The organism is Photobacterium swingsii (assembly GCF_024346715.1).
GTDB classification, from domain to species: domain Bacteria; phylum Pseudomonadota; class Gammaproteobacteria; order Enterobacterales; family Vibrionaceae; genus Photobacterium; species Photobacterium swingsii.
In genome coordinates this window covers 487,700-511,327 of record NZ_AP024852.1, presented here as the reverse complement: position 1 = coordinate 511,327, position 23,628 = coordinate 487,700, and the positions used below count along the sequence as shown (strand labels likewise).

Below are 23,628 nucleotides of genomic sequence, written 5' to 3'. Positions count from 1 at the left end.
CCGCGTAAGTGTATAACAAGCTCTGCCCAGAATCATCATAAATGTGACTCTTCTCACCATTTAGCTTTTATATGCTTAGCTCACATAAATACTGTTCGAATTGCACTCGACTTCATAACCATCAATAAAAAAGGCTTCCCGAAGGAAGCCTTTCATTAGCATAAGAGCCCTGCAATTATGCAAGTAATTCTTTCGCTGTGTTCACAACGTTTTCAGTCGTGAAACCGAACATTTTGAATAGCTCGCCTGCTGGTGCAGACTCACCAAATGTTGTCATACCGATGATCTTGCCACCGAAACCAACGTACTTGTACCAGAAGTCAGCAATACCTGCTTCTACAGCAATACGTGCAGTTACATCAGATGGCAGTACAGACTCACGGTATTCTGCATCTTGCTTGTCAAACGCGTCCGTTGCAGGCATAGATACTACGCGTACCTTCTTGCCTTCAGCGGTTAGTTCAGCCGCAGCGTTAACCGCTAGCTCAACTTCAGAACCTGTCGCAATAAGAATTAGCTCAGGCTTGCCTTCACAATCTTTCAGGATGTAGCCACCCTTCGCGATGTTCGCTACTTGCTCAGCGTCACGCTCTTGCTGTGCAAGGTTTTGACGCGAGAAGATTAGCGAAGTCGGGCCATCTTTACGCTCGATGGCTAGTTTCCAAGCCACGGCTGATTCAACTTGGTCACATGGACGCCATGTGCTCATATTTGGCGTTAGACGTAAAGAAGCGATCTGCTCAACCGGTTGGTGAGTAGGACCATCTTCGCCTAGGCCAATTGAATCATGAGTGTAAACTTGGATGTTTTGCACTTTCATTAGTGCAGCCATACGCATTGCGTTACGCGCGTATTCCATGAACATTAGGAAAGTTGCACCGTATGGTACAAAGCCACCGTGTAGCGCAATACCGTTCATGATCGCTGTCATACCGAATTCACGTACACCGTAGTGGATGTAGTTACCCGCGAAATCGTCAGCCGTTAGCGACTTAGAGCCCGACCACATAGTCAGGTTAGAAGGCGCAAGGTCAGCCGAGCCGCCCATGAATTCTGGTAGCATCGCACCAAACGCTTCTAGTGCGTTTTGTGAGGCTTTACGTGAAGCGATGTTCGCTGGGTTCGCTTGAAGATCGGCAATGATTGCTGATGCTTTTTCTTCCCACTGTGCAGGTAGCTCACCGTTTACACGACGTTTGTATTCTGCTGCTAGCTCAGGGTAAGCCGCTTCGTACGCTGCGAACTTCTCGTTCCAGCTTGCTTCTTTTGCTGCGCCTGCTTCTTTCGCATCCCACTCAGCTGCAATGTCAGCTGGGATTTCGAAAGGACCGTGGTTCCAACCAAGGAATTCACGTGCTGCTGCGATTTCTTCAGCGCCTAGTGGTGCACCGTGACAATCGTGTGAACCCGCTTTGTTTGGCGAACCAAAACCGATGATGGTTTTAGTACAGATAAGCGTTGGACGACCTGTTTCTGCTTTAGCCGCTTCAATCGCAGCGTTGATTGCGTCAGCATCGTGACCATCAACCGCAGGAATAACATGCCAGCCGTACGCTTCGAAACGCTTAGGCGTATCGTCAGAGAACCAACCTTCCACTTCACCGTCGATAGAGATGCCGTTGTCATCCCAGAACGCAATCAGCTTGCCCAGACCTAGCGTACCCGCCAGTGAACATGCTTCGTGAGAGATACCTTCCATTAGACAGCCATCGCCCATGAACACGTACGTGTTGTGGTCAACGATGTCGTGGCCTTCACGGTTGAATTGTGCAGCTAGGGCTTTCTCAGCCATTGCCATACCAACACCGTTTGTAATGCCTTGGCCTAGAGGACCAGTCGTTGTTTCAACACCCGGTGCATAACCGTATTCAGGGTGACCCGGTGTTTTAGAATGCAGTTGACGGAAGTTCTTCAGATCATCAATTGATAGATCGTAACCCGTCAGGTGAAGCAGAGAGTAAATTAGCATTGAACCGTGGCCGTTCGACAAAATGAAACGGTCGCGATCAGCCCACTCAGGGTTTTGTGGGTTGTGGTTCATGTGGCCACGCCACAGTACTTCAGCGATATCAGCCATACCCATAGGTGCGCCTGGGTGGCCTGAGTTAGCTTGTTGAACACCATCCATGCTTAGGGCACGAATTGCATTAGCTAGATCTTTACGAGAAGACATGTCTGCTCCAGAGGTTCGTAGACTGTTGTATTATGGTTATTTACCTTTCTAAGTGCCCTTTCACAGGCGCGGTAAATTAACCAGGAATCGGCGGGCGGGTATTGTCGCAAAGTATTTGCCCTCACTGCAAACGATTTCCTGAACAAAATAAGTCTGTTTTCAATAAGCTGCTACCTTGATGTCACAAAAACGCAGAGATTTCGCACAGTTAAAGTAATCGTTTGCGTCAGCAATATAAAAAAACCACAAAATAAGTATTGTTGATTTTCACTCTCGTTTGAGTATTATAGACGTCTAGACGGAAGTAGCTCTATACATACGAACGTGTATACGTATGAATAGAACGGCACCTAGCCCGCATAAAAGTGCTACTTATATTACAACTACGAATACCTACAAGTGAGAATTCTCATGGCAAAACACCTGTTTACTTCTGAGTCAGTATCTGAAGGTCATCCAGATAAAATTGCAGACCAAATTTCTGATGCAGTATTGGATGCAATTCTAGAGCAAGACCCAAAAGCACGTGTTGCTTGTGAGACTTACGTAAAAACCGGCATGGTAATGGTTGGCGGTGAAATCACGACATCAGCTTGGGTTGATATCGAAGAGATCACTCGTGAAACGGTACGTGAAATTGGCTACGTTCACTCAGACATGGGCTTTGATGCCAATTCTTGTGCTGTTCTAAACACCATCGGTAAGCAATCACCAGATATCAACCAAGGTGTTGATAAAGCAGACCCTAAAGAACAGGGCGCAGGTGACCAAGGTATTATGTTCGGTTACGCAACCAACGAAACTGACATTCTAATGCCAGCGCCAATTACTTACTCTCACCTTCTGGTTAAGAAGCAAGCTGAAGTACGTAAGAGCGGTAAACTAGACTTCCTTCGCCCAGATGCGAAATCTCAAGTTACTTTCCAATACGACCAAGGCAAAATTGTTGGTATTGATGCCGTTGTTCTTTCTACGCAGCACTGTGATTCAGTAACAACGCCAGATCTACGTGAAGCAGTAATGGAAGAAATCATCAAGCCAGTACTGCCACAAGAGTGGATCACCAAAGACACTAACTTCTTCATCAACCCAACCGGCCGCTTTGTTATCGGTGGTCCTATGGGTGACTGTGGTCTAACGGGCCGTAAAATCATCGTTGATACCTACGGCGGCGCAGCTCGTCACGGCGGTGGTGCATTCTCTGGTAAAGATCCATCAAAAGTCGACCGTAGTGCAGCATACGCAGCACGTTACGTAGCGAAAAACATCGTTGCAGCAGGCCTAGCCGATCGTTGTGAAATCCAACTTTCTTACGCTATCGGTGTTGCAGATCCAACGTCTATCATGGTTGAAACCTTCGGTACTGAAAAAGTGTCTCACGACATCATCATCGAAGCAGTTCGTCAGAACTTCGACCTACGCCCTTACGGTCTACAAGAAATGCTGAACCTACTTCAGCCTATCTACCAAAAGACAGCGGCATACGGCCACTTTGGTCGTGACGAATTCCCTTGGGAAGCAACAGATAAAGCCGCAATCCTTCGCGATTTCGCTAACATCAAATAAGTTTGCCTTGGCATTAAGCCAACCAAATCTTGATAGAAAAAAGGAAGCCTCGGCTTCCTTTTTTATTACCAACTCGAAGCAACTTTCTCCACACTCGCTCGCAGCCAACAAGAAAATACCCAGAGGTCGCCGTTATTGTCGCGTTTCCCAAAACTATTTATACTGCCCACTCCCCCAGCAATTTTAAGCACGCATGTCCTCACTTCAATCTCAAGTCATTGCTAAAGTCGAATCCTGTATTTCGCATGCTAATCAACGTTTGCAAAAGCGATTTGCAATGCCAACCGTTAGCTTTCGTCAAGGGGGAAAGATAGCAGGTAGTGCACGGTTACAGGGATGGGAAGTACGCTTTAATCCCGTATTGCTAAAAGAAAACCCGCAAGCTTTTCTCGATGAAGTGGTACCACACGAAGTCGCGCATTTGATCACCTTTAAGCTTTTTGGCCGTGTTCGGCCACATGGTAAAGAGTGGCAAACTATCATGACTCAAGTCTTCGGTATCCCAGCACGTACTACCCACAGTTTTGATGTTAGCTCGGTACAAGGAAAAACCTTTTCTTATCAGTGCCAATGTAGCCAACATCAGCTCACCGTTCGTCGCCATAATAAGGTTGCACGTGGCCAAGTCAGCTACCATTGCCGCCAGTGCCGCCAGCCTCTTACACTGTGTGCTTAAACACATCCTTCTCTAGCCTTCTCCTTCATCACACTTAGCCTGCACGCTGACTCTACCAATATTGGCTTTTCATCGTTCCTTTTGTGTAACTGGGTAAGTTATAGGTACAGCTTACTGTGATATGGTTCTAAAATAGTAAGATATTGATAAGCCTATCAAACCTATTGTGAGCCAAAACGACCCATGAAACGCGCATACTTAGCCCTACTCGGCCTACTGCTATTACCAACCACAAGCCATGCAGAAGGCAAACACCCTACTTCATTTTCTAATGCTAAAAAACAAGCCGTAAAAATCTATAAAGATCATCCTGTTAGTTTTTATTGCGGCTGTGATATCGAATGGAAAGGCAAAAAAGGGATCCCAGATCTTGATAATTGCGGCTACCAAGTGCGTAAACAACTTAAACGCGCCAGTCGTATTGAGTGGGAGCATGTCGTACCTGCGTGGCAATTTGGTCATCAACTCCAATGCTGGCAAGATGGCGGCCGAAAAAACTGCCGTAAAGACAAACGCTTTAAAGTAATGGAGTCCGATTTACATAACCTCACACCAGCGATTGGTGAAGTTAACGGTGACCGCTCCAATTACCAATTTCTACCGTGGAACGGCAATCAAGGGGCCTTCTATGGCCAATGTGATATGAAGGTCGACTTCAAAAATAAACGCGTTGATCCACCTGTCGCTGCTCGCGGGGCGATTTCACGTATCTATTTATACATGGCTCAAGAATACCGAGAATTGAACCTGTCACGCCAGCAGCGTCAATTAATGGAAGCATGGAACCGCCAATACCCAGTCGATCAATGGGAGTGTGAACGCGACCGCCGCATCAAAAAAGCACAAGGCACCAACAATCCATTTGTTTTAGAAGCCTGTAACAAGGCTAAGCTATAATTTTTCCCGCAGTAAACCGGATACCTCGCAGCGTTATCCTGAATAAAAAGGGCGATAAACACGATCGCCCTCTTGTAATTCACCTTACGCGTATCCATGTTAGTATTCTGCTTGCCAATTTATTTACTACTGAGTTATCGACCTAACCATGAGAATTCCACGTATTTACCACCCAGAGTCACTGCCATCTCAGGGAAAAGTGATGCTTTGTGATGATGCAGCCAACCACGTCGGCCGCGTAATGCGTATGCAGCCGGGTCAAGAAGTGCTGATGTTTGACGGCAGCGATGCCGAGTTCCCAGCCGTGATCACCGCCGCTAACAAAAAGAATGTTGAGGTTGAAATTCAAGCTCGTAATGAAAATAGCGTTGAATCACCGCTCGATATTCATCTTGGCCAAGTGATCTCTCGTGGTGAAAAAATGGAATTCACCATTCAAAAGTCGGTAGAACTGGGGGTTAAAACCATTACCCCACTAATTTCAGAGCGCTGTGGCGTTAAGCTAAACGCTGAGCGTTTTGAGAAGAAACTCGCTCAATGGCAAAAGATTGCAATTGCTGCCTGCGAACAATGCGGCCGTAATGTCGTCCCTGAAATTCGTCCAGTAATGAAACTCGAAGACTGGTGTGCCGAAGCGTATGACGGGTTAAAACTGAACCTGCACCCTCGTGCCACTTATTCGATCAACACCCTGCCAGAGCCTGTCACCAAAGTGAAACTACTGATTGGTCCTGAGGGCGGCTTATCGGCTGACGAAATTTCAATGACCGAGCAATACACCTTTGATGAAGTCTTGTTGGGCCCTCGCGTACTGCGTACCGAGACAACAGCAATGACAGCTATTACTGCTTTACAAGTTCGCTTCGGCGATCTGGGCTAACAAGAGGAAAACAGCAATGATCAAACTGGGTATCGTGATGGACCCTATCGAGTCTATCAACATTAAAAAAGACTCCAGCTTTGCCATGATGATGGAAGCTCAGCGCCGTGGTTGGGAAATTCATTACATGGAAATGAATGACCTATCGCTAGAACAGGGAAAAGCGGTTGCACGTACTCGTACGGTTACGCTGCAAGAAGATCCAAACGGCTGGTTTGAATTCCAAAGCGAACAAGAAATTGCGCTGTCGGATCTTGATGCCGTACTGATGCGTAAAGATCCTCCGTTCGACACAGAATACATCTACGCCACTTACATTCTTGAGCGTGCTGAAAACGAAGGGGCGTTGATCGTTAACAAACCGCAAAGCCTGCGCGATTGTAACGAAAAACTGTTCACTGCATGGTTCCCAGAACTCACACCAACCACGCTAGTGACACGTCGTGCTGACAAAATCAAAGCCTTCCACCAAGAACATGGTGATGTGATCCTAAAACCGCTTGACGGTATGGGTGGTTCATCGATCTTCCGCGTAATGAAAGGTGACCCTAACGTTTCAGTGATTATCGAAACCTTAACAGCAATGGGTGAAAACTACTGCATGGCACAGACGTTTGTGCCTGATATCAGCAACGGCGATAAGCGTATCTTAGTGGTTGATGGTGAACCTATGCCGTACTGCTTAGCGCGTATTCCAGCCAAGGGTGAAACCCGTGGTAACTTGGCCGCTGGTGGCCGTGGTGAAGCACGCCCTATCAGTGAAACCGATCGCAAGATCGCAGAAACTGTCGCGCCAATACTAAAAGAAAAAGGTCTGATCTTTGTTGGTCTGGATGTGATTGGCGATAAGCTCACTGAAATCAACGTGACCAGCCCAACCTGTATCCGTGAAATCGAAGCAGCCTTTGATATCTCAATCACAGGTAAGCTGATGGATGCAATTGAGCGTCGTATCCAGGCTTAATTAATCCCAACGCTATTTGACTCGCCCATCACGTATTACCGACCTTGTAACACTAAATAGTCAGTAATAAATAATGGGCGATTTTCTTTTCTGAGCCGCACTGCACCAAGCCATCATCGACAGTTCGCCAATTCCTCGGCATACTTACCAGTATTCTGTTTCCCTGTTTTCTGTACGCCATGAGGTACCCTAGATAATGGATCTGACAAATCATTTTTTGATTGCGATGCCGTCCTTACAAGATTCCAGCTTCAAGCGTAGTGTGGTTTATGTGTGTGAGCACAATGATGAAGGGGCGATGGGTGTTGTGGTTAATGTGCCTATCGATATTTCATTAACAAATATGCTGGAGCAGCTCGATCTTGAACGCAGTTTACCTGTGACCCAAGCGCAACGGCTAGAGCAGCCCGTCTTTAATGGTGGTCCAGTCTCGAGCGATCGTGGTTTTGTTCTACACAATCACGGTGGCGTATTCAGCTCCAGCATCCAAGTCACCCCTCACCTGAGTGTCACTACGTCAAAAGATATTCTCGCTATCCTAGGCTCTGACGACTCACCTGAAAAATTCTTAGTCGCTTTAGGCTATGCAGGCTGGGATGCAGGTCAACTTGAACAAGAATTGGTGGATAATCACTGGCTCACTATTGAGGCCGATCCCGCAATTCTTTTTGATACCCCGATTAACGAGCGCTGGCAAAAAGCCGTTGCAAAACTGGGTATCAATGCCGCCAATCTTTCCATTGATAAAGGACATGCATGAGCAACTCTCGAAGTGTATTAGCGTTTGACTACGGGACCACCAGCATAGGTGCTGCTATTGGCCAAGAGCTAACTGGTACTGCTAATCCATTAAATGCATTCAAAGCCCGCGATGGCGTTCCTAACTGGGATGACATCGAAAAGCTACTCAAAGAATGGCAACCGGATTTGGTTGTTGTCGGCCTACCGCTCGATCTCGAAGGTAATGAACTACCAACGATTACTCCGCGCGCGAAAAAGTTTGCAAACCGTCTGCACGGTCGTTTTGGCTGTAAGGTTGAACTGCACGATGAGCGCCTAACCACAGTTGAAGCCAAATCAGATTTATTCAACCAAGGCGGCTTCCGCTCACTAAGTAAGGGGAATATTGACTCCCAGTCGGCAGTGGTTATTTTAGAAAGTTGGTTCGAACGTCAATACGGCGAATAACTTTCTCATCCCCCTTCAATCTGTTTTCTAAAACGACGGCATACCTCATGCCGTCGTTTTTATTCTCATCGACATAATCTCGTTGTACCCAAAGATCTCCCTCGCCATAAAGATCAGCTTTTTATCTACTATCCAGCCAATAACTGCACATTCCCCAGCGTCGCTTTTATCGATCCATTCAGATCCGCGTCGCATAAGGGTTGATCAGCCTGTACAGCTTTTGGACTATATATACTCAAAAGCTTGTATTGCTGATCATCAAGATCGACAGGTATAAAAAAACCTCTATAGAATAGAGGTTTAAGTAAATTCTTCAGTTTATTTAGCTTTTGTCACATAGTAACCCTAGTGCTATTCGATCATGATAAGCGTAATACTAATTACCGCTAATCAAAGCTCACTGTTACTCCTTCTAAGCTACTATTACCTTTCTGGAATTTATCACCTTTTTTGATCATTAAGCGCAAATCATTCGCTGAATCAGCATGGTGTAACGCATCTTGTTCAGTAATTTTTCCATCACTGAATAGTTCAAATAAGGATTGATCAAAGGTCATCATTCCCGAGTCAGTCCCTTTCGCCATGGTGTCTTTTATTTCATGTAATTCACCACGACGGATCAGATCTGCGACCCTTGGTGTATTGATCAAAAGCTCAAAGGCGGCGTGTCGCCCGACCCCATGCGCATCGGGGATCAACTGCTGTGCCAATACACATTTCAAGTTCAACGACAGATCAAACAAAAACTGATCACGACGCTCTTTAGGCACCAAATGCAAGATACGCTCAAGTGCTTGGTTGGCATTATTAGCATGCAAGGTTGCCATACATAAGTGGCCTGTCTCGGCAAAATTCATCGCATACTCCATGGTTTCAGGCGTACGGATCTCACCAATCAAAATCATGTCAGGCGCTTGGCGCAACGAGTTCTTCAGCGCCACTTCATAACTTTCGGTATCAAGCCCAACTTCACGCTGGGTCACGATACATTTATCATGCTGGTGGACAAACTCAATCGGATCTTCCACCGTTAAAATATGCCCACTGCGTTGACTATTTCTAAAGCCAGTCATGGCGGCCATCGACGTGGATTTACCCGATCCCGTTGCCCCAACAACCAACACCAAACCACGCTTCGCCAGTGCCATCCGTTCCATATCAATGGGAAGTGATAAATCACCCAAGCGAGGAATTTGCGTTTCGATACGACGCAACACCATACCCGGTAACTCACGCTGCCAAAAAGCACTCACACGAAAACGTAATTCATTACGTACCAAGGCAAAATTGGCTTCGCGGGTGGTCTTAAATTCGTGGGTTAATTGAGAATCCAAAGCATCAGCAAACAGTGCATCCACACCCGCACGATCCAGCTTGTCACCGACGGCTTGTAGTTGACCGTCTATTTTCAACAAACACGGCGAATCCACCGTGATATAAAGATCCGAGGCTTTGTTCGCGACCATCTGGTCAAGAATGTCTTGTAAAGTCACTGCTCGCTCCTACATTCTGTTTGCTGCGCTATCAAGTACACGTCGGCCTTCTTCAGCCTCTACCATGCCTTGTGCCACCAGCATCTTGATGCTTTGATCCATGGTCTGCATCCCCGATGCTGAGCCGGTTTGGATCATGGAATACATTTGTGCGACTTTATCTTCGCGGATCAAGTTTCGGATCGCGGGAGTCGCCATCATAATTTCATGGGAGGCAACACGACCGCCACTGGTACATTTCAACAAACTTTGTGAAACCACCGCCCGCAATGACTCAGACAACATAGATCGCACCATAGATTTATCATTACCAGGGAAAACATCGATAATACGGTCAATGGTTTTCGCCGCTGAGCTGGTATGCAGTGTTCCTAATACTAAGTGGCCCGTTTCTGCCGCTGTCAGCGCCAAGCTAATGGTTTCTTGATCTCGCAGCTCACCCACCAAAATCACATCGGGATCTTCACGCAACGATGAACGCAACGCAGCCTGAAAACTGTGGGTATCGCGGTGAACTTCACGTTGGTTAATCAAGCTACGCTTGCTGTGGTGAACAAATTCAACCGGATCTTCAATCGTCAGGATATGGCGGTTATAGTTTTCATTGATGTAATCAACCAAAGCCGCAATTGTGGTCGATTTACCCGATCCCGTTGCGCCCGTTACCAACACTAAGCCACGCGGCAACTGGGCGATATCGTAAAAAATATCAGGTACTTTTAATGACTCTAGCGTTGGCACATTCATAGGGATGGTACGAAAAACCGCGGCACTGCCGCGAGACTGGTGAAACGCATTCACCCTAAAGCGACCTACATCAGGTAATTCGAACGAAAAGTCCACTTCGAGCTTTTCTTCATACTCACGACGCTGTGCATCATTCATAATGTCAAAAACTAAACGATGCACCTCGCTATGCGCTAAAGCAGGTAAACTCAGTTTACGTACATCACCGTCAACACGAATAATTGGTGGAACCCCTGCAGAAAGATGCAGATCAGAGGCATTATGCTTTACACTAAAGTCCAGTAGTTCGGTGATATCCATTAATTTTCCCCACAGAATCAATTATGAGTAGTATCAAGCAAAATATTGAACAGGTCATCACTCAGATCGCTTCAGCAGCTGAAAAATGCGGGCGAGACGCCGATTCAGTGCAACTGTTGGCGGTGAGTAAAACAAAACCTATTGCTGCTATCGATGAAGCGATAGCAGCAGGCCACTGCGCATTTGGTGAAAATTATGTGCAAGAAGGTGTCGAGAAAGTGCAGCACTTTCGTACCACGCCACATGCGGACACCTTAGTTTGGCATTTTATCGGTCCAATCCAGTCAAATAAAACCCGCCCTATTGCAGAGCACTTTGATTGGGTTCATTCCATTGATCGCGTCAAGGTTGCCCGTCGCCTTAGCGAGCAACGTCCCAGTGATAGTGCTCCACTCAATGTCTTGCTGCAGGTAAACACCAGCGGTGAAGTCAGTAAATCAGGCTTAACCTTTGATGAACTCGCGGGGGTCGCAGCTGACATTGCTAGCATGCCAAATTTAGTCTTGCGCGGATTAATGTCGATCCCCGAAAAAGCGCATGACTACGACAGTCAACTCGCTGCGTTTCAATCATTGTCCGATGCAATGACCACACTGCAAGCCGAGCACCCTCAACTCGATACCCTTTCAATGGGAATGAGTGGTGACATGGATGCAGCCATTGCCGCGGGTAGCACCATTGTTCGTATTGGTACCGCAATTTTTGGTGCTCGCGATTACCCAACTAATACTTAGTCACAAACAATCAAGCATGTGCCAATAGCACCTGCCCTAGAAAAGATGATTACTTACCCCCATAAATAAAGGGTAAGGGTTAACAGGCAAGGAGCCTTATTCAATGGAACAACGCTCAATCACCTTTATTGGTGCGGGCAATATGGCCCACTCTATTATTGCAGGGCTCGTAACCAGTGGTTACAACGCCAACCTCATCACAGCCACAGCACCGAGTGCCGAGCGTCGAGAACCACTGGCGCGCCAATATGGTATTCATACCGACCACGATAACATCCGTGCCGCAGAACATGCTGATGTCATTGTTCTGGCAGTTAAGCCACAGTTAATGGCTTCTGTATGTGAAAAGCTGCAAGGTATTAACTTCGACAACAAACTCGTGATTTCAATTGCTGCGGGTATTTCTGCACAGCGATTAAATGAGATGTTGGCTTGCGAGCTAAAGTTGGTTCGTGTCATGCCAAATACACCTTCGCTAATCGGCAAAGGAATGAGTGGCTTATACGCATCGGCAATTGTTAGCCAGCAAGATAAAGCCTTCGCAGAACAACTGATGCAAGCTGTCGGCGAAGCTTGTTGGGTCGAGCAAGAGTCTGGCATTAATGCCGTGATTGCCGCTGCGGGCAGTGCCCCTGCCTATTTCTTCTTATTCATGGAAGCCATGCAAAAAGAAGCCATTAACCAAGGTTTTGATGCTGAAACAGCACGTATGCTAGTTCAGCAGTCAGCATTGGGTGCAGCCGAAATGGTGAAGGCTAACCCAGAAACTGAACTTTCAACCCTGCGTGAACAAGTGACTTCAAAGGGCGGTACCACCGCAGAAGCACTTCGCACATTTAACGAACATCAGCTGAGTGATACAGTAGCAAAAGCAATGCGTGCTGCAGTCTCTCGCGCTGAAGAAATGGAAAAACTTTTTTAAGGTTACTATATGAATGCAATGGCTTTTTTACTAAATACGGTATTTGACCTCTACATTATGGTCGTATTACTGCGGGTATGGTTACAGTGGTCACGAGCGGATTTCTATAACCCGTTCTCACAATTTGTGATTAAAGCGACGCAACCTATCGTGGCACCGCTACGCCGTGTTATTCCATCAATCGGCTCGCTAGATTTAGCGACTTTATTGCTGGCATACGTATTAAGCGTAGTGAAATTCCTTTCACTACAAATGGTAGTGAGCGGCGGTAACATGATGTTCAGCCCTGATTTCTTATGGGTTGGCGCATTGGCCATGCTAAAAGCAGCTGGTGGGCTATTATTCTGGGTACTTCTTATCCGTGCCATCCTTAGCTGGGTGAGCCAAGGCCGTAGCCCGATTGAATACGTGATGCACCAGTTAACAGAACCACTAACAGCGCCTATTCGTCGTATCCTGCCGCAAATGGGCGGTTTGGATCTGAGTGTGCTGGTACTATTCATTGGCTTGCAGTTCGCGAACTTCCTAATGGGCGATATTATTGGTCCGGTTTGGTTCCAACTATGAGTCAAGATGCTGTTGCTCGTACTGGTGATGATCTTATTATTCGGCTGTATATTCAGCCGAAAGCCAGCCGCGATCAAATCGTGGGTTTGCATGGTGATGAACTCAAAATCGCCATTACCGCACCACCAGTCGACGGTAAAGCCAATGCTCACCTTGCTAAATACCTTGCCAAGCAATTTAAAGTGGCGAAAGGGCAAGTGAACATTGAAAAAGGCATGCAGGGGCGACATAAGCAAGTTCGCATTGAAAGCCCCAAAACCATTCCGGACAGCGTAGCACCTCTATTACATTCGTAACTGTCATCTTAACGATGATGGCTACGCATAAGGATTTGCCCGACTCCTCTATACTTAGGGGAGTCGCTGCACTACCCACCGATGTTTTCAGTAATTAACTAACACCACTCCGGTCTTATTAATTAACGACAAATAAAATATCTGTGAGTAACAAAAGGATAATGTCATGAAAAAGCTATTTTTTTTGCTGTCTGCGCTTTTGTTCAGCGCCTTACCAGCCCAAGCCGAACAACTCAAAAATATAGGCGATCTGGAAGTACACTATTCGAGTTTCCCATCGACCTTTCTCACCCCTGAAGTGGCCAGTACTTACCGTATTCAACGTAGTCGTTATTCAGCCGTCGTGAATGTCACCGTTCTAGATAAAAACCAGCAAGGGAAACCTGCGGTTACAGCAGTACTGTCTGGTACAGCTCGCAATTTGCTCGGCAATGAAAAGCGCTTATCGTTTCGCGAAATTCGCGAAGGCAAAGCCATTTATTACATCGCAGAAATTAGCCATGCCAATGAAGAAAGCTTGAAATTTAATATCGATGTCAGCCAAAACGGTACCAATGGTAGCATTAATTTTAAGCAAACTTTCTTTGTCGATTAGGGTGAGAACTAAATGATTGATATCAGGCGGTTAAGTTATTCTTAGCCGCCTTTTCTTTTCTCGCTGTCCGAACGAGTTAACAACCGACGGAACCTAGCAACGCCACCAAGCTGCGAAACCAATCTGCTGAATCAAGTGATTGAATGGGGTATGATGCGCGGCAGATACAATGACTGCACTTCAGAGGAAAAGTAATGAGCAAACTTGTACTAGCAACAGGCAACCAAGGCAAAGTAAAAGAAATGGCTACTATTCTGGCTGATTTCGGTTTTAATGTGGTTGCACAAAGTGATTACAACGTCTCTGAAGTGGCTGAAACAGGCACCACTTTTATTGAAAATGCGATCATCAAAGCGCGTCACGCCGCCAAAGAAACGGGGCTACCCGCTATCGCCGATGATTCAGGCCTTGAAGTGGATTACCTAAAAGGCGCACCCGGTATTTACTCAGCCCGTTACGCGGGTGAAAACGCAAGCGATCAGCAAAATATCGACAAGCTTCTTGACGCAATGCAAGGCGTACCTGCAGAAGAGCGTACTGCGCGTTTCCACTGTGTGCTGGTGATGATGCGTCACGAAAATGATCCAACACCTTTGGTATGCCACGGTAGCTGGGAAGGTAGCATCCTAACGGAGACCCACGGTGACAATGGTTTCGGCTACGATCCTGTGTTCTGGGTACCCGAAGATCAGTGCGCATCAGCACAACTAGAGCCGATGCGTAAGAAACAACTGTCGCATCGCGGCAAAGCACTGCAAAAACTGTTTGCTGCGCTTAAGGAAGCCTAATGCAAGTACCACCGCTTAGCCTATACGTTCATATCCCTTGGTGTGTGCAAAAGTGTCCCTACTGCGATTTCAACTCGCACGCCTTAAAAGCGGACATTCCCGAACTCGACTACATCGATGCACTACTTGATGATCTTGATATTGATTTAGCCGCTTATCAGCTTGATAGTGGTGTACGGCCGCTTCACTCAATCTTTATTGGTGGTGGCACGCCAAGCTTGATCTCACCACCGGAAATTGGCCGCTTATTAGCAGGGATCCAAGCGCGGATTCCATTTAGTGATGATATTGAAATCACCATGGAAGCCAACCCGGGCACCGTCGAGGCTGGGCGTTTTGACGCTTATCGCCAAGCGGGGGTAAACCGCATCTCTATTGGCGTGCAAAGCTTCCAAGATGAAAAACTAACACGCTTGGGCCGTATTCACGGTAGCGATGAAGCAAAAAAAGCAGCACTATTGGCAACCGATGCAGGCTTAAACAGTTTTAACCTCGATTTAATGCACGGCTTACCCGATCAATCGCTTGATGATGCAATGTCAGATCTCAAGCAAGCTATCGCTCAAAATCCACCGCATTTGTCTTGGTACCAACTGACCATTGAGCCGAACACCTTGTTCTATTCAAAGCCACCAACGCTGCCTGATGATGACAATTTGTGGGATATTTTCGAGCAAGGTCATCAATTGCTGGCTGACGCAGGCTATGTGCAGTACGAAATTTCAGGTTATAGCAAGCCAGGTTATCAATGCCGTCATAACCTTAACTATTGGCGTTTTGGTGACTACCTCGGCATTGGTTGTGGCTCGCACGGTAAAGTCAGTTTTGCTGATGGGCGTATTATTCGTACCGTCAAAGTAAAACACCCACGTGGCTATTTGAATCCAACCAAGCCCTACCTTGATCAAGCCACGGAAGTTGCACTGGAAGATCGTCCCTTTGAATTCTTCATGAACCGCTTCCGCTTATTAGAAGCCTGTCCAAAGCAAGACTTTGTCGATCGTACAGGATTGCCACTCAGCGCGATTGCACCAACCATCAACTGGGCCATCGAGCAAAACTTCTTACAGGATCAAGACGATCAATGGCAGATCACCGAGCACGGCAAGTTATTCTTAAACGACTTACTAGCCGCTTTTGTCGCTGAAGACGACGAGTAACAATCAAGCCTAGTTTTAGCGTCAAAACAAAAAACGCGAATGCTCACCACATTCGCGTTTTTTATTGTCTGTTATAACGTATTCACATTCACAAAGTCACACTACGCCAAGCCTTTAGGGCTGGGATAATCGATTGAATGTGCTGCTCTTGCTGCTGACGCTTCGCTATTTTTTGACAAAGATCCGCATTCATTTCGCTAGAAGCACTCACTGGCGAGGCTTGCGTCAAATCCGCTACCATCAATTGATGATAATCCAATAGCACCTGCTGTTGCTCCGCATTTAACGCCACTCGATGAACACCAAAATAGAGCTTACCCTCGGCATTGACAGTAAAGGCATGTTTGCCGTCATTGAGAGATAGCGCCCCTTGTTCGACGGAGACTTGGTTATGCCAAGTGGGTTCACAGGCTTGTAGCGCACTCACCCCTAACACCGCAAGCGAGATAAACGCGGCTGAGACAGTGCGAAAAAACACACCCGATATCGTGTGCTGCTGTAGTTTATTCCGTGGTTGCTTCAGTCCTGTCATCTCATCCCCTTTAAACGACAAAGGGTGATGGACAAACCTAACTCACCCTAGAAAATTGAACGGCCAATACGCTCAGCAAGTAATTCCAGTGCTGCCGTACCCGCTAATGAGTTACCGGAAGGATCCAGTTCTGGCGACCATACACAGATCGTCATTTCACCCGGCACGATAGCAACAATGCCGCCACCGACCCCAGATTTACCCGGCATCCCAACACGATAAGCAAACTCCCCTGCGCCATCGTACAAGCCACAGGTCGCAAGCAATGCATTCATTTGCTTACTCTGAGTTTGGCTGATAATGGTTTTTTTTGCGCCTAAAGGAAGTCCTTTATTTGCTAAGTAACTGAAGGTACGTGCTAAATCAACACAACTCATTCGCAGCGAACAATAGCTAAAATAGTTAGTGAGCACTGGCATCACTTCATTTTCAAAGTTGCCAAATGAACGCATTAAGTACGCAATAGAGGCATTACGATCGCTATGCTGCATTTCCGAACTGGCGACGACTTTGTCGTAGATAATATGCGGATTACAGGCAAGCTCACGCACTTGCTCTAGCATGCGATATTGTGGGGCAGACAAACGACTGTGCAGTAAATCCGACACCACGAGTGCGCCCGCATTGATAAAGGGGTTACGTGGAATACCATTTTCAAGCTCAAGCTGGATCATCGAATTAAACGCATGGCCCGACGGCTCTTTACCGACCCGTTGCCAGATCTCTTCTGGCTCATATAAGGTCATCGCCAATGTCAGGCTCAGCACCTTGGAGATCGATTGAATAGAAAAACATTCGCTACTGTCACCTGCTTGAATAATTTCACCGTCGTTATAACACACGGCAATACCCAGTTTATTCGGTGAAACTTCGGCTAAGGCAGGAATATAGTCGGCTACTTTTCCCTTACCAATTAAGGGTCTAACCTCATCCAAAATACCAGCGAGTAACTCTTCTGTTGGTTTCATTTCTTCAACTCCAAGGGCAAAAAAGCCAACACTAGGTTGGCTTTTTAAATTACGGTGGCTGTTAATTCAGTGCATTTTTACGTGATGAATTACTCAGTACGCGCGAATTTCATGTCCCACACGCCGTGACCTAAACGGTGACCACGTGCTTCAAATTTCGTTAATGGGCGATCTTCTGGACGAGGGATGTAATCACCATCAGTTGCCGTGTTTTTGTAGCCTGGGGCTGCATTCATCACTTCAACCATGTGCTCAGCATAGTTTTCCCAGTCTGTCGCCATGTGGAATACACCACCGATTTTAAGCTTCTTGCGTAGCATTTCAACGAATTCAGGTTGAACAATGCGACGTTTGTGATGACGCGCTTTGTGCCATGGGTCAGGGAAGAACAGTTGAACTGTATCTAGGCTATTGTCTGGGATCATGTAATCAAACACTTCCACGCCATCGTGACACATTACACGAAGGTTAGTCAGTTCAGCTTCACCTGCCGCCATTAGACATGCGCCAACACCAGGGCTGTGTACTTCAATACCAATAAAGTTTTTCTCTGGTGCGTTCTTCGCCATTTCAACTAGCGATGCGCCCATACCAAAACCAATTTCAAGTACAACAGGTGCTTCACGGTTGTATTCTTCAGCCCAGTTTAGGTTTTCTTTAACGAAGTCCACACCCATAGTCGGCCAGTGTTTTTCCATCGCCATTTCTTGGCCTTTGGTTAAACGACCTTCACGACGAACAAAGCTACGGATCTTACGAACCAGCTTACCGTCTTCAGTAAATTCAGTCAGCGTAACGTCGCCAGACTTCTTTGTAACTTCACTCATGGGGGGTTTCCTAAACTAGAAAAGAATAAAAACTAAGCGACGGCATTATCCAAAGTTATGAGATAAGTGCAAGTCTGATGTCGAATTCAGCACCTGCTTATACCATCAAGAACAGAAAAAAACATTAACCGCGCAGATCACGCCCGAATCAATCTCAACGAACGACACGATAACTGTCATGGCTGCCATTGCGAGAACACTGACTTTATGATGCAATCCATGCCGAATATAACGTCGCAATACACAAAACTAAACACATTAAAGAGCGTGCTATCGACGCGCCTAAGTAGAGTCCTGTGAGCAATCCTGTCAACAATGCCTTCTCCCACGCTATTTTAGCTTGGTACGATAAATTTGGCCGTAAAACCTTGCCTTGGCAATTAGAAAAAACGCCTTATAAAGTCTGGCTAAGCGAAATCATGTTGCAACAAACTCAAGTTGCAACTGTTATTCCTTACTTCGAGCGCTTCTTGGCCCGTTTTCCTACCGTGCAAGATCTGGCCGCCGCTGAACAAGATGAAGTCCTACACCTATGGACTGGGCTGGGTTATTATGCCCGAGCACGTAATCTGCACAAAGCAGCGCAATGCATAGTGAACGAACATGGCGGCGTTTTCCCAACCGATATCGATCAAGTTCAGGCCCTGCCTGGCATTGGGCGTTCAACTGCGGGGGCGGTACTCTCGCTATCACTTAAACAACATCATTCGATTTTAGATGGTAACGTCAAGCGAACCCTTTCACGTTGCTATGCCGTCGAAGGCTGGCCCGGTAAAAAGTCGGTCGAAAATGCACTGTGGGAGATTGCTGATGCCAATACCCCCACACAAGGTGTGGAACGGTATAACCAAGCTATGATGGACATGGGGGCGATGATTTGTACCCGTAGTAAGCCCAAGTGCGAATTGTGTCCGGTTAATGATATATGCCAAGCCAAAGCACAAGAGCGCCAAGCCGACTTCCCCGGCAAAAAGCCCAAGAAAGTAATGCCAGAAAAGCAGACATGGTTTGTCATTTTGCAGCATGGCGATGAAGTCTGGCTAGAACAACGCCCACAAACTGGCATTTGGGGTGGACTGTGGTGTTTCCCACAACACGATAACGATCAATTAGCCGATCTGGTTGAACAGCGCCTCGCCACTCAAGCGAATGTCGTAGCACAAGAGCAATTGACTGCTTTTCGTCACACGTTTAGCCATTACCATCTCGACATTACTCCCATGCATTTCACCTTGGATAAGCAGCCATGCCAGATCCGAGAAAATGGCCAATGGTATAATTTACGCCAGCCTGCAAAAATTGGCTTAGCCGCGCCCGTTCAACAGATTTTAGCGAGCTTGCACTATCAGCTGGTAAACGGTTAACCCTAAAAAATGAGTGGATTTGCGATAGGCATGGGAGTTCTGGCAGCTGTCGCGACACTCTGGTATAACTAGCTGCGTACGTAATAAGGTTATGACTGAAGGAGCCGCTCAATGAGCCGTACTGTATTTTGTACTCGCCTTAAAAAAGATGCGGAAGGTTTAGATTTCCAACTTTACCCAGGTGAACTTGGTAAACGCATTTTCGACAACATCTCTAAAGAAGCTTGGGCTGAATGGCAAGGTAAACAAACCATGCTGATCAATGAGAAAAAGCTTAACATGATGGATGTCGAGCACCGTAAATTACTTGAAACAGAAATGGTTAAATTCCTGTTTGAAGGCCAAGACGTGATCATTGATGGCTATATGCCACCAAGTGAATAAAACAGCGGTATCTTGATGATATAGCTATTGAGCGTCACGATTTGTCATCATTAAAATGAAAAAGACTTACTGTGGCGTTCAGAAAATGACATCATTTGTCGCTACATAAATGGTGTCATTTTTTTATCTGTCGGTGTTATGAAAAAACGTTTAGTTCTGTTATCTCTACTTGCGCTAAGTGGCTGTAGCCGTGAGTTTATTGAAAAAATATACGATGTGGATTACACCACCACCAACCGTTTTGCCAATAACCTAGCACCACTCCCAGGTCAGTTCACCAAAGATTTGGTGGCCCTCGATAAACTGATCAATTCCTTCAATGGCGAAGTCGAACGCTATTGGGGCAACGACAGCATGATCGCAAGTAAACACCACTACGTAAAATACACTGATGGCTACCAAAGCCGTGCTCACGTCGACTTTGACCGTGGTGTCGTGGTAGTGGGAACAGTCGCTAAAACCGATCCTGAAAAACACTTAAAAGCGGCTATCGTCACCACCCTTTTAACCCCCGACGATCCTGCTGGTGTCGATCTCTACTCGGATCAAAAAATCCAAGTCGGTGGTAAACCCTTTCTATTTGGCCAAGTACTGGATCAAGATAAAAAGCCAGTTGAGTGGTCATGGCGTGCCAATCGCTTTGCCGACTATTTAGTTAAAAACAAGATCAAAAAGCGCAAAGTACGCTTTCAGCAAGCCTATTACGTTGAGATCCCTATGGTGGCTAACCATGTCGACAAGCGTGGCTATAAATACGCGAGCATAGTGCGTGATGCCTCAAAGCGTTATGGAATCAATGAAGATCTGATTTACGCCATCATCAAAACGGAAAGCAGCTTTAACCCTTATGCCGTAAGCCATGCGAATGCGTACGGGTTAATGCAGGTTGTCCCAAAAACGGCTGGGGCCGATGTCTTTAAGTTAGTGAAAAAGAAATCAGGCGTGCCATCACCTGAGTATTTGTTCGACCCAGTTAAAAATATCGATACAGGTACCGCCTACTTTTACATTTTAAAAAATCGATACTTACGCGATGTCAAACACCCAACGTCGCTGCACTACAGCATGATTTCGGCTTATAACGGCGGTACGGGCGGCGTACTCAATACCTTCAATCGTAATGATCGCAAGCGGGCAATGAAAGATTTGAATAACCTGCAACCCAATCAGGTTTACTGGGCCTTGACCAACAAACACCCGAAAGCCGAAGCAAGACGCTACTTACAAAAAGTGACGACTTTCCAAAAAGAGTTTAATCAAGGCAAAATTTAACCCTCATCGGCTAACATCGCTTTCCATTCGAAAGTGACGTTAGCAAGATAAAACGGCCAAACACTTGCTTGATTTATGCGATTCTTCCACCCCTCTGGGTAAAATTCCACCAAGCAGGCCGATTTACTGTTTTATCTAAAAAAAATGGTTGACGACAAAGCTCAAAAGCCGTTTAATAGCGCTCCGTTGCCTCGATAGCTCAGTCGGTAGAGCAGAGGATTGAAAATCCTCGTGTCGGTGGTTCGATTCCGCCTCGAGGCACCATTACTTCTCTTTAGTAGTTAAAAATGGTGCAAGCAACGATAACAATTCCCCCTTAGTTCAGTCGGTAGAACGGCGGACTGTTAATCCGTATGTCGCAAGTTCAAGTCTTGCAGGGGGAGCCAAATTTAGTTATTAAGCAATAGCTTGATGACAAACAAGAATTCGTGTGCCGACTTAGCTCAGTAGGTAGAGCAACTGACTTGTAATCAGTAGGTCACCAGTTCGACTCCGGTAGTCGGCACCATTCTTTAGCAAGACTGCTTTTAGCAGATTTGCAAGAGTAACGCTTCGGCGTGACTTTTGCCTCGATAGCTCAGTCGGTAGAGCAGAGGATTGAAAATCCTCGTGTCGGTGGTTCGATTCCGCCTCGAGGCACCATACAATTCCCCCTTAGTTCAGTCGGTAGAACGGCGGACTGTTAATCCGTATGTCGCAAGTTCAAGTCTTGCAGGGGGAGCCAAATTTAGTTGTTAAGCAGTAGCTTGATGACAAACAAGAATTCGTGTGCCGACTTAGCTCAGTAGGTAGAGCAACTGACTTGTAATCAGTAGGTCACCAGTTCGACTCCGGTAGTCGGCACCATTCTTTAGCAAGACTGCTTTTAGCAGATTTGCAAAAGTAACGCTTAGGCGTAACTTTTGCCTCGATAGCTCAGTCGGTAGAGCAGAGGATTGAAAATCCTCGTGTCGGTGGTTCGATTCCGCCTCGAGGCACCATACAATTCCCCCTTAGTTCAGTCGGTAGAACGGCGGACTGTTAATCCGTATGTCGCAAGTTCAAGTCTTGCAGGGGGAGCCAAATTTAGTTGTTAAGCAGTAGCTTGATGACAAACAAGAATTCGTGTGCCGACTTAGCTCAGTAGGTAGAGCAACTGACTTGTAATCAGTAGGTCACCAGTTCGACTCCGGTAGTCGGCACCATTCTTTAGCAAGTTCTGCTTCGGCAGAGTTGCAAAAGTAACGCTTAGGCGTAACTTTTGCCTCGATAGCTCAGTCGGTAGAGCAGAGGATTGAAAATCCTCGTGTCGGTGGTTCGATTCCGCCTCGAGGCACCATACAATTCCCCCTTAGTTCAGTCGGTAGAACGGCGGACTGTTAATCCGTATGTCGCAAGTTCAAGTCTTGCAGGGGGAGCCAAATTTCTAGGGCAGCCTAGAGTGAAAAAGCCTCATCTTCGGATGAGGCTTTTTTGTATCTGTGATTTCTCAGCTTCATCTCTCCCCTCTTCCCGTTTTTTATTCGCCCCAACATCCACCATCTGTAGCTCAGAACAAAATACTATGATGGCTTTTCGCGTTAGCTATTCTTCGTCTAATGTTAACAATGTCACTCAGCAAAAGGACGATGCATGCTCACCTTGTATGGATACCCTCGTAGTCGCTCATTACGTGTTTCATGGTTGCTCGAAGAACTGGGGCTAGATTGGCAATATCATCTCGTCAACCTACAACAAGGCGAACACAAAACAACTGACTACTTGAAGCATAATATCGAAGGTAAAGTCCCCACCTTGATCGATCAAGATCTTACCCTGTGTGAATCCACTGCGATCTGTTTGTATCTCGCTGAACGTTACGGGTCACATTGGCTTCCCCACCAATCAATGCAACAACAAGCTCGCCACCATCAATGGCTCAGTTTTATCATTACTGAGCTAGAACAACCCCTGTGGAGCATAGGTAAACATCGTTACGCCCTACCCGAACCGATCCGTTTGCCCGAAATGCAAGCTGTCGCTAGCTGGGAATTTAAGAAAGCAGCCAATGTGGCCTCGCATTGGCTTCCTGAAAGCGATTATTTATTCGGCAACCTACCGACAGTCGCTGATATCATTTTGACGCAGACACTAAATTGGGCCACGGCTTTTAAGCAAAAACTCCCCGCAAATGTCGAAAAGTATCGCCTTTTTGTTTCTCAACGCCCGGCTTTAATGCGTGCACTTCACAAAGAACAACAAGCACTCCCGACATAATTTGCATTGTTTTGGGCTGTTTTATAATCAATCAGCATAAAAAAACCAAAGTTAAGCAATAGATCAAAAAAAATCGTTGACGACAAAGCCGAAAACCTTT

Annotated in this window: 24 protein-coding genes and 11 tRNA genes; 29 read left to right on the top strand and 6 right to left on the bottom strand. The window is 46.4% G+C overall.

The features are described from left to right. Positions 1 to 175: 175 nt before the first annotated feature. Entirely contained in the window at positions 176 to 2,173 is a 1,998-nt protein-coding gene (gene tkt, locus OCU77_RS02510; RefSeq protein WP_107303066.1) for a transketolase, read from the bottom strand. Between the two features lie 411 nt (positions 2,174 to 2,584). Here tkt and metK point away from each other — a divergent pair, with 411 nt between their 5' ends. From metK to ruvX, 7 genes are all read left to right on the top strand, one after another. Next, positions 2,585 to 3,739 (top strand): methionine adenosyltransferase, encoded by a 1,155-nt coding sequence (gene metK, locus OCU77_RS02505; RefSeq protein WP_048901020.1) that lies wholly within the window; start codon positions 2,585 to 2,587, stop codon positions 3,737 to 3,739. Between the two features lie 193 nt (positions 3,740 to 3,932). Next, positions 3,933 to 4,415, top strand: a complete 483-nt coding sequence (locus tag OCU77_RS02500) for a SprT family zinc-dependent metalloprotease (protein ID WP_048901019.1) — start codon at positions 3,933 to 3,935, stop codon at positions 4,413 to 4,415. 183 nt (positions 4,416 to 4,598) lie between these two features. Beyond that, positions 4,599 to 5,312, top strand: a complete 714-nt coding sequence (locus tag OCU77_RS02495; protein ID WP_107303067.1) for an endonuclease — start codon at positions 4,599 to 4,601, stop codon at positions 5,310 to 5,312. A 148-nt stretch (positions 5,313 to 5,460) separates the two neighbouring features. Then, a complete protein-coding gene (gene rsmE / locus OCU77_RS02490) occupies positions 5,461 to 6,192 on the top strand; it encodes a 16S rRNA (uracil(1498)-N(3))-methyltransferase (protein WP_048901018.1) in 732 nt (243 codons plus the stop codon). 16 nt (positions 6,193 to 6,208) lie between these two features. Beyond that, positions 6,209 to 7,156 carry a glutathione synthase gene (gshB, locus tag OCU77_RS02485; RefSeq protein WP_048901017.1) on the top strand — a complete coding sequence of 316 codons (948 nt, stop codon included), beginning with the start codon at positions 6,209 to 6,211 and terminating at the stop codon, positions 7,154 to 7,156. A gap of 196 nt (positions 7,157 to 7,352) precedes the next feature. After that, positions 7,353 to 7,916: a YqgE/AlgH family protein gene (locus tag OCU77_RS02480; protein ID WP_048901016.1), complete on the top strand. Its 564-nt coding sequence runs from the start codon at positions 7,353 to 7,355 to the stop codon at positions 7,914 to 7,916. Further along, positions 7,913 to 8,344, top strand: coding sequence for a Holliday junction resolvase RuvX (gene ruvX, locus OCU77_RS02475; RefSeq protein ID WP_048901015.1), 432 nt, complete (start codon positions 7,913 to 7,915; stop codon positions 8,342 to 8,344). Before OCU77_RS02480 ends, ruvX begins: the two co-directional genes overlap by 4 nt. 386 nt (positions 8,345 to 8,730) lie before the next feature. Here the strand turns inward: ruvX and OCU77_RS02470 are convergent, their stop codons facing one another. Both OCU77_RS02470 and OCU77_RS02465 read right to left on the bottom strand, forming a co-directional pair. After that, a complete protein-coding gene (locus tag OCU77_RS02470) occupies positions 8,731 to 9,837 on the bottom strand; it encodes a PilT/PilU family type 4a pilus ATPase (protein ID WP_048901014.1) in 1,107 nt (368 codons plus the stop codon). Positions 9,838 to 9,846: 9 nt separating this feature from the next. Then, a complete protein-coding gene (locus tag OCU77_RS02465; protein WP_048901013.1) occupies positions 9,847 to 10,884 on the bottom strand; it encodes a type IV pilus twitching motility protein PilT in 1,038 nt (345 codons plus the stop codon). Between the two features lie 23 nt (positions 10,885 to 10,907). On the opposite strand from OCU77_RS02465, the gene OCU77_RS02460 reads away from it, so the two are divergent. From OCU77_RS02460 to hemW, 7 genes are all read left to right on the top strand, one after another. Then, a complete protein-coding gene (locus OCU77_RS02460) occupies positions 10,908 to 11,618 on the top strand; it encodes a YggS family pyridoxal phosphate-dependent enzyme (protein WP_048901012.1) in 711 nt (236 codons plus the stop codon). A gap of 103 nt (positions 11,619 to 11,721) precedes the next feature. Then, the gene (gene proC / locus OCU77_RS02455) at positions 11,722 to 12,540 is read left to right on the top strand and encodes a pyrroline-5-carboxylate reductase (RefSeq protein WP_048901011.1); all 819 of its coding nucleotides are present in this window, start codon (positions 11,722 to 11,724) and stop codon (positions 12,538 to 12,540) included. 9 nt (positions 12,541 to 12,549) lie between these two features. Then, the gene (locus OCU77_RS02450) at positions 12,550 to 13,107 is read left to right on the top strand and encodes a YggT family protein (protein ID WP_107303068.1); all 558 of its coding nucleotides are present in this window, start codon (positions 12,550 to 12,552) and stop codon (positions 13,105 to 13,107) included. Beyond that, positions 13,104 to 13,403: a DUF167 family protein YggU gene (yggU, locus tag OCU77_RS02445; protein ID WP_048901010.1), complete on the top strand. Its 300-nt coding sequence runs from the start codon at positions 13,104 to 13,106 to the stop codon at positions 13,401 to 13,403. The genes OCU77_RS02450 and yggU overlap by 4 nt, the downstream gene beginning before the upstream one ends. A gap of 166 nt (positions 13,404 to 13,569) precedes the next feature. After that, positions 13,570 to 13,998 carry a DUF4426 domain-containing protein gene (locus tag OCU77_RS02440; RefSeq protein WP_048901009.1) on the top strand — a complete coding sequence of 143 codons (429 nt, stop codon included), beginning with the start codon at positions 13,570 to 13,572 and terminating at the stop codon, positions 13,996 to 13,998. A gap of 194 nt (positions 13,999 to 14,192) precedes the next feature. Continuing rightward, positions 14,193 to 14,786, top strand: coding sequence for an XTP/dITP diphosphatase (locus OCU77_RS02435; protein ID WP_048901008.1), 594 nt, complete (start codon positions 14,193 to 14,195; stop codon positions 14,784 to 14,786). Next, positions 14,786 to 15,946, top strand: a complete 1,161-nt coding sequence (hemW, locus tag OCU77_RS02430) for a radical SAM family heme chaperone HemW (RefSeq protein ID WP_048901007.1) — start codon at positions 14,786 to 14,788, stop codon at positions 15,944 to 15,946. The genes OCU77_RS02435 and hemW overlap by 1 nt, the downstream gene beginning before the upstream one ends. An 88-nt stretch (positions 15,947 to 16,034) precedes the next feature. Here the strand turns inward: hemW and OCU77_RS02425 are convergent, their stop codons facing one another. From OCU77_RS02425 to trmB, 3 genes are all read right to left on the bottom strand, one after another. Continuing rightward, the gene (locus OCU77_RS02425) at positions 16,035 to 16,478 is read right to left on the bottom strand and encodes a hypothetical protein (RefSeq protein WP_053111906.1); all 444 of its coding nucleotides are present in this window, start codon (positions 16,476 to 16,478) and stop codon (positions 16,035 to 16,037) included. 47 nt (positions 16,479 to 16,525) lie between these two features. Beyond that, positions 16,526 to 17,446 carry a glutaminase B gene (glsB, locus tag OCU77_RS02420; protein ID WP_048901006.1) on the bottom strand — a complete coding sequence of 307 codons (921 nt, stop codon included), beginning with the start codon at positions 17,444 to 17,446 and terminating at the stop codon, positions 16,526 to 16,528. Between the two features lie 89 nt (positions 17,447 to 17,535). After that, the gene (gene trmB, locus OCU77_RS02415) at positions 17,536 to 18,273 is read right to left on the bottom strand and encodes a tRNA (guanosine(46)-N7)-methyltransferase TrmB (protein WP_048901005.1); all 738 of its coding nucleotides are present in this window, start codon (positions 18,271 to 18,273) and stop codon (positions 17,536 to 17,538) included. A 296-nt stretch (positions 18,274 to 18,569) separates the two neighbouring features. Here trmB and mutY point away from each other — a divergent pair, with 296 nt between their 5' ends. The 15 genes from mutY to OCU77_RS02340 all read left to right on the top strand — a co-directional run bounded on the left by mutY (position 18,570) and on the right by OCU77_RS02340 (position 23,528). Beyond that, entirely contained in the window at positions 18,570 to 19,637 is a 1,068-nt protein-coding gene (gene mutY / locus OCU77_RS02410) for an A/G-specific adenine glycosylase (RefSeq protein WP_107303069.1), read from the top strand. Between the two features lie 111 nt (positions 19,638 to 19,748). Further along, positions 19,749 to 20,021, top strand: a complete 273-nt coding sequence (locus OCU77_RS02405) for an oxidative damage protection protein (protein ID WP_048901004.1) — start codon at positions 19,749 to 19,751, stop codon at positions 20,019 to 20,021. A 138-nt stretch (positions 20,022 to 20,159) separates the two neighbouring features. Beyond that, complete coding sequence (mltC, locus tag OCU77_RS02400; RefSeq protein ID WP_048901003.1) at positions 20,160 to 21,293, top strand: membrane-bound lytic murein transglycosylase MltC; 1,134 nt, start codon at positions 20,160 to 20,162, stop codon at positions 21,291 to 21,293. A 188-nt stretch (positions 21,294 to 21,481) separates the two neighbouring features. After that, positions 21,482 to 21,557: transfer RNA gene (locus tag OCU77_RS02395), tRNA-Phe, on the top strand. Between the two features lie 46 nt (positions 21,558 to 21,603). Then, positions 21,604 to 21,679 (top strand) — tRNA-Asn (locus tag OCU77_RS02390). A gap of 46 nt (positions 21,680 to 21,725) precedes the next feature. Beyond that, positions 21,726 to 21,801, top strand: a tRNA-Thr gene (locus OCU77_RS02385). Between the two features lie 58 nt (positions 21,802 to 21,859). Then, positions 21,860 to 21,935: transfer RNA gene (locus OCU77_RS02380), tRNA-Phe, on the top strand. A 6-nt stretch (positions 21,936 to 21,941) separates the two neighbouring features. After that, positions 21,942 to 22,017 (top strand) — tRNA-Asn (locus tag OCU77_RS02375). A 46-nt stretch (positions 22,018 to 22,063) separates the two neighbouring features. Beyond that, positions 22,064 to 22,139, top strand: a tRNA-Thr gene (locus OCU77_RS02370). A gap of 58 nt (positions 22,140 to 22,197) precedes the next feature. After that, positions 22,198 to 22,273: transfer RNA gene (locus OCU77_RS02365), tRNA-Phe, on the top strand. A 6-nt stretch (positions 22,274 to 22,279) separates the two neighbouring features. Further along, positions 22,280 to 22,355, top strand: a tRNA-Asn gene (locus OCU77_RS02360). Positions 22,356 to 22,401: 46 nt separating this feature from the next. Continuing rightward, positions 22,402 to 22,477: transfer RNA gene (locus OCU77_RS02355), tRNA-Thr, on the top strand. A 58-nt stretch (positions 22,478 to 22,535) separates the two neighbouring features. After that, positions 22,536 to 22,611 (top strand) — tRNA-Phe (locus OCU77_RS02350). Positions 22,612 to 22,617: 6 nt separating this feature from the next. Then, positions 22,618 to 22,693, top strand: a tRNA-Asn gene (locus tag OCU77_RS02345). Between the two features lie 211 nt (positions 22,694 to 22,904). Continuing rightward, on the top strand, positions 22,905 to 23,528 hold the full coding sequence (locus OCU77_RS02340; RefSeq protein ID WP_107303190.1) for a glutathione S-transferase family protein: 624 nt from the start codon (positions 22,905 to 22,907) through the stop codon (positions 23,526 to 23,528). Positions 23,529 to 23,628: the final 100 nt, after the last annotated feature.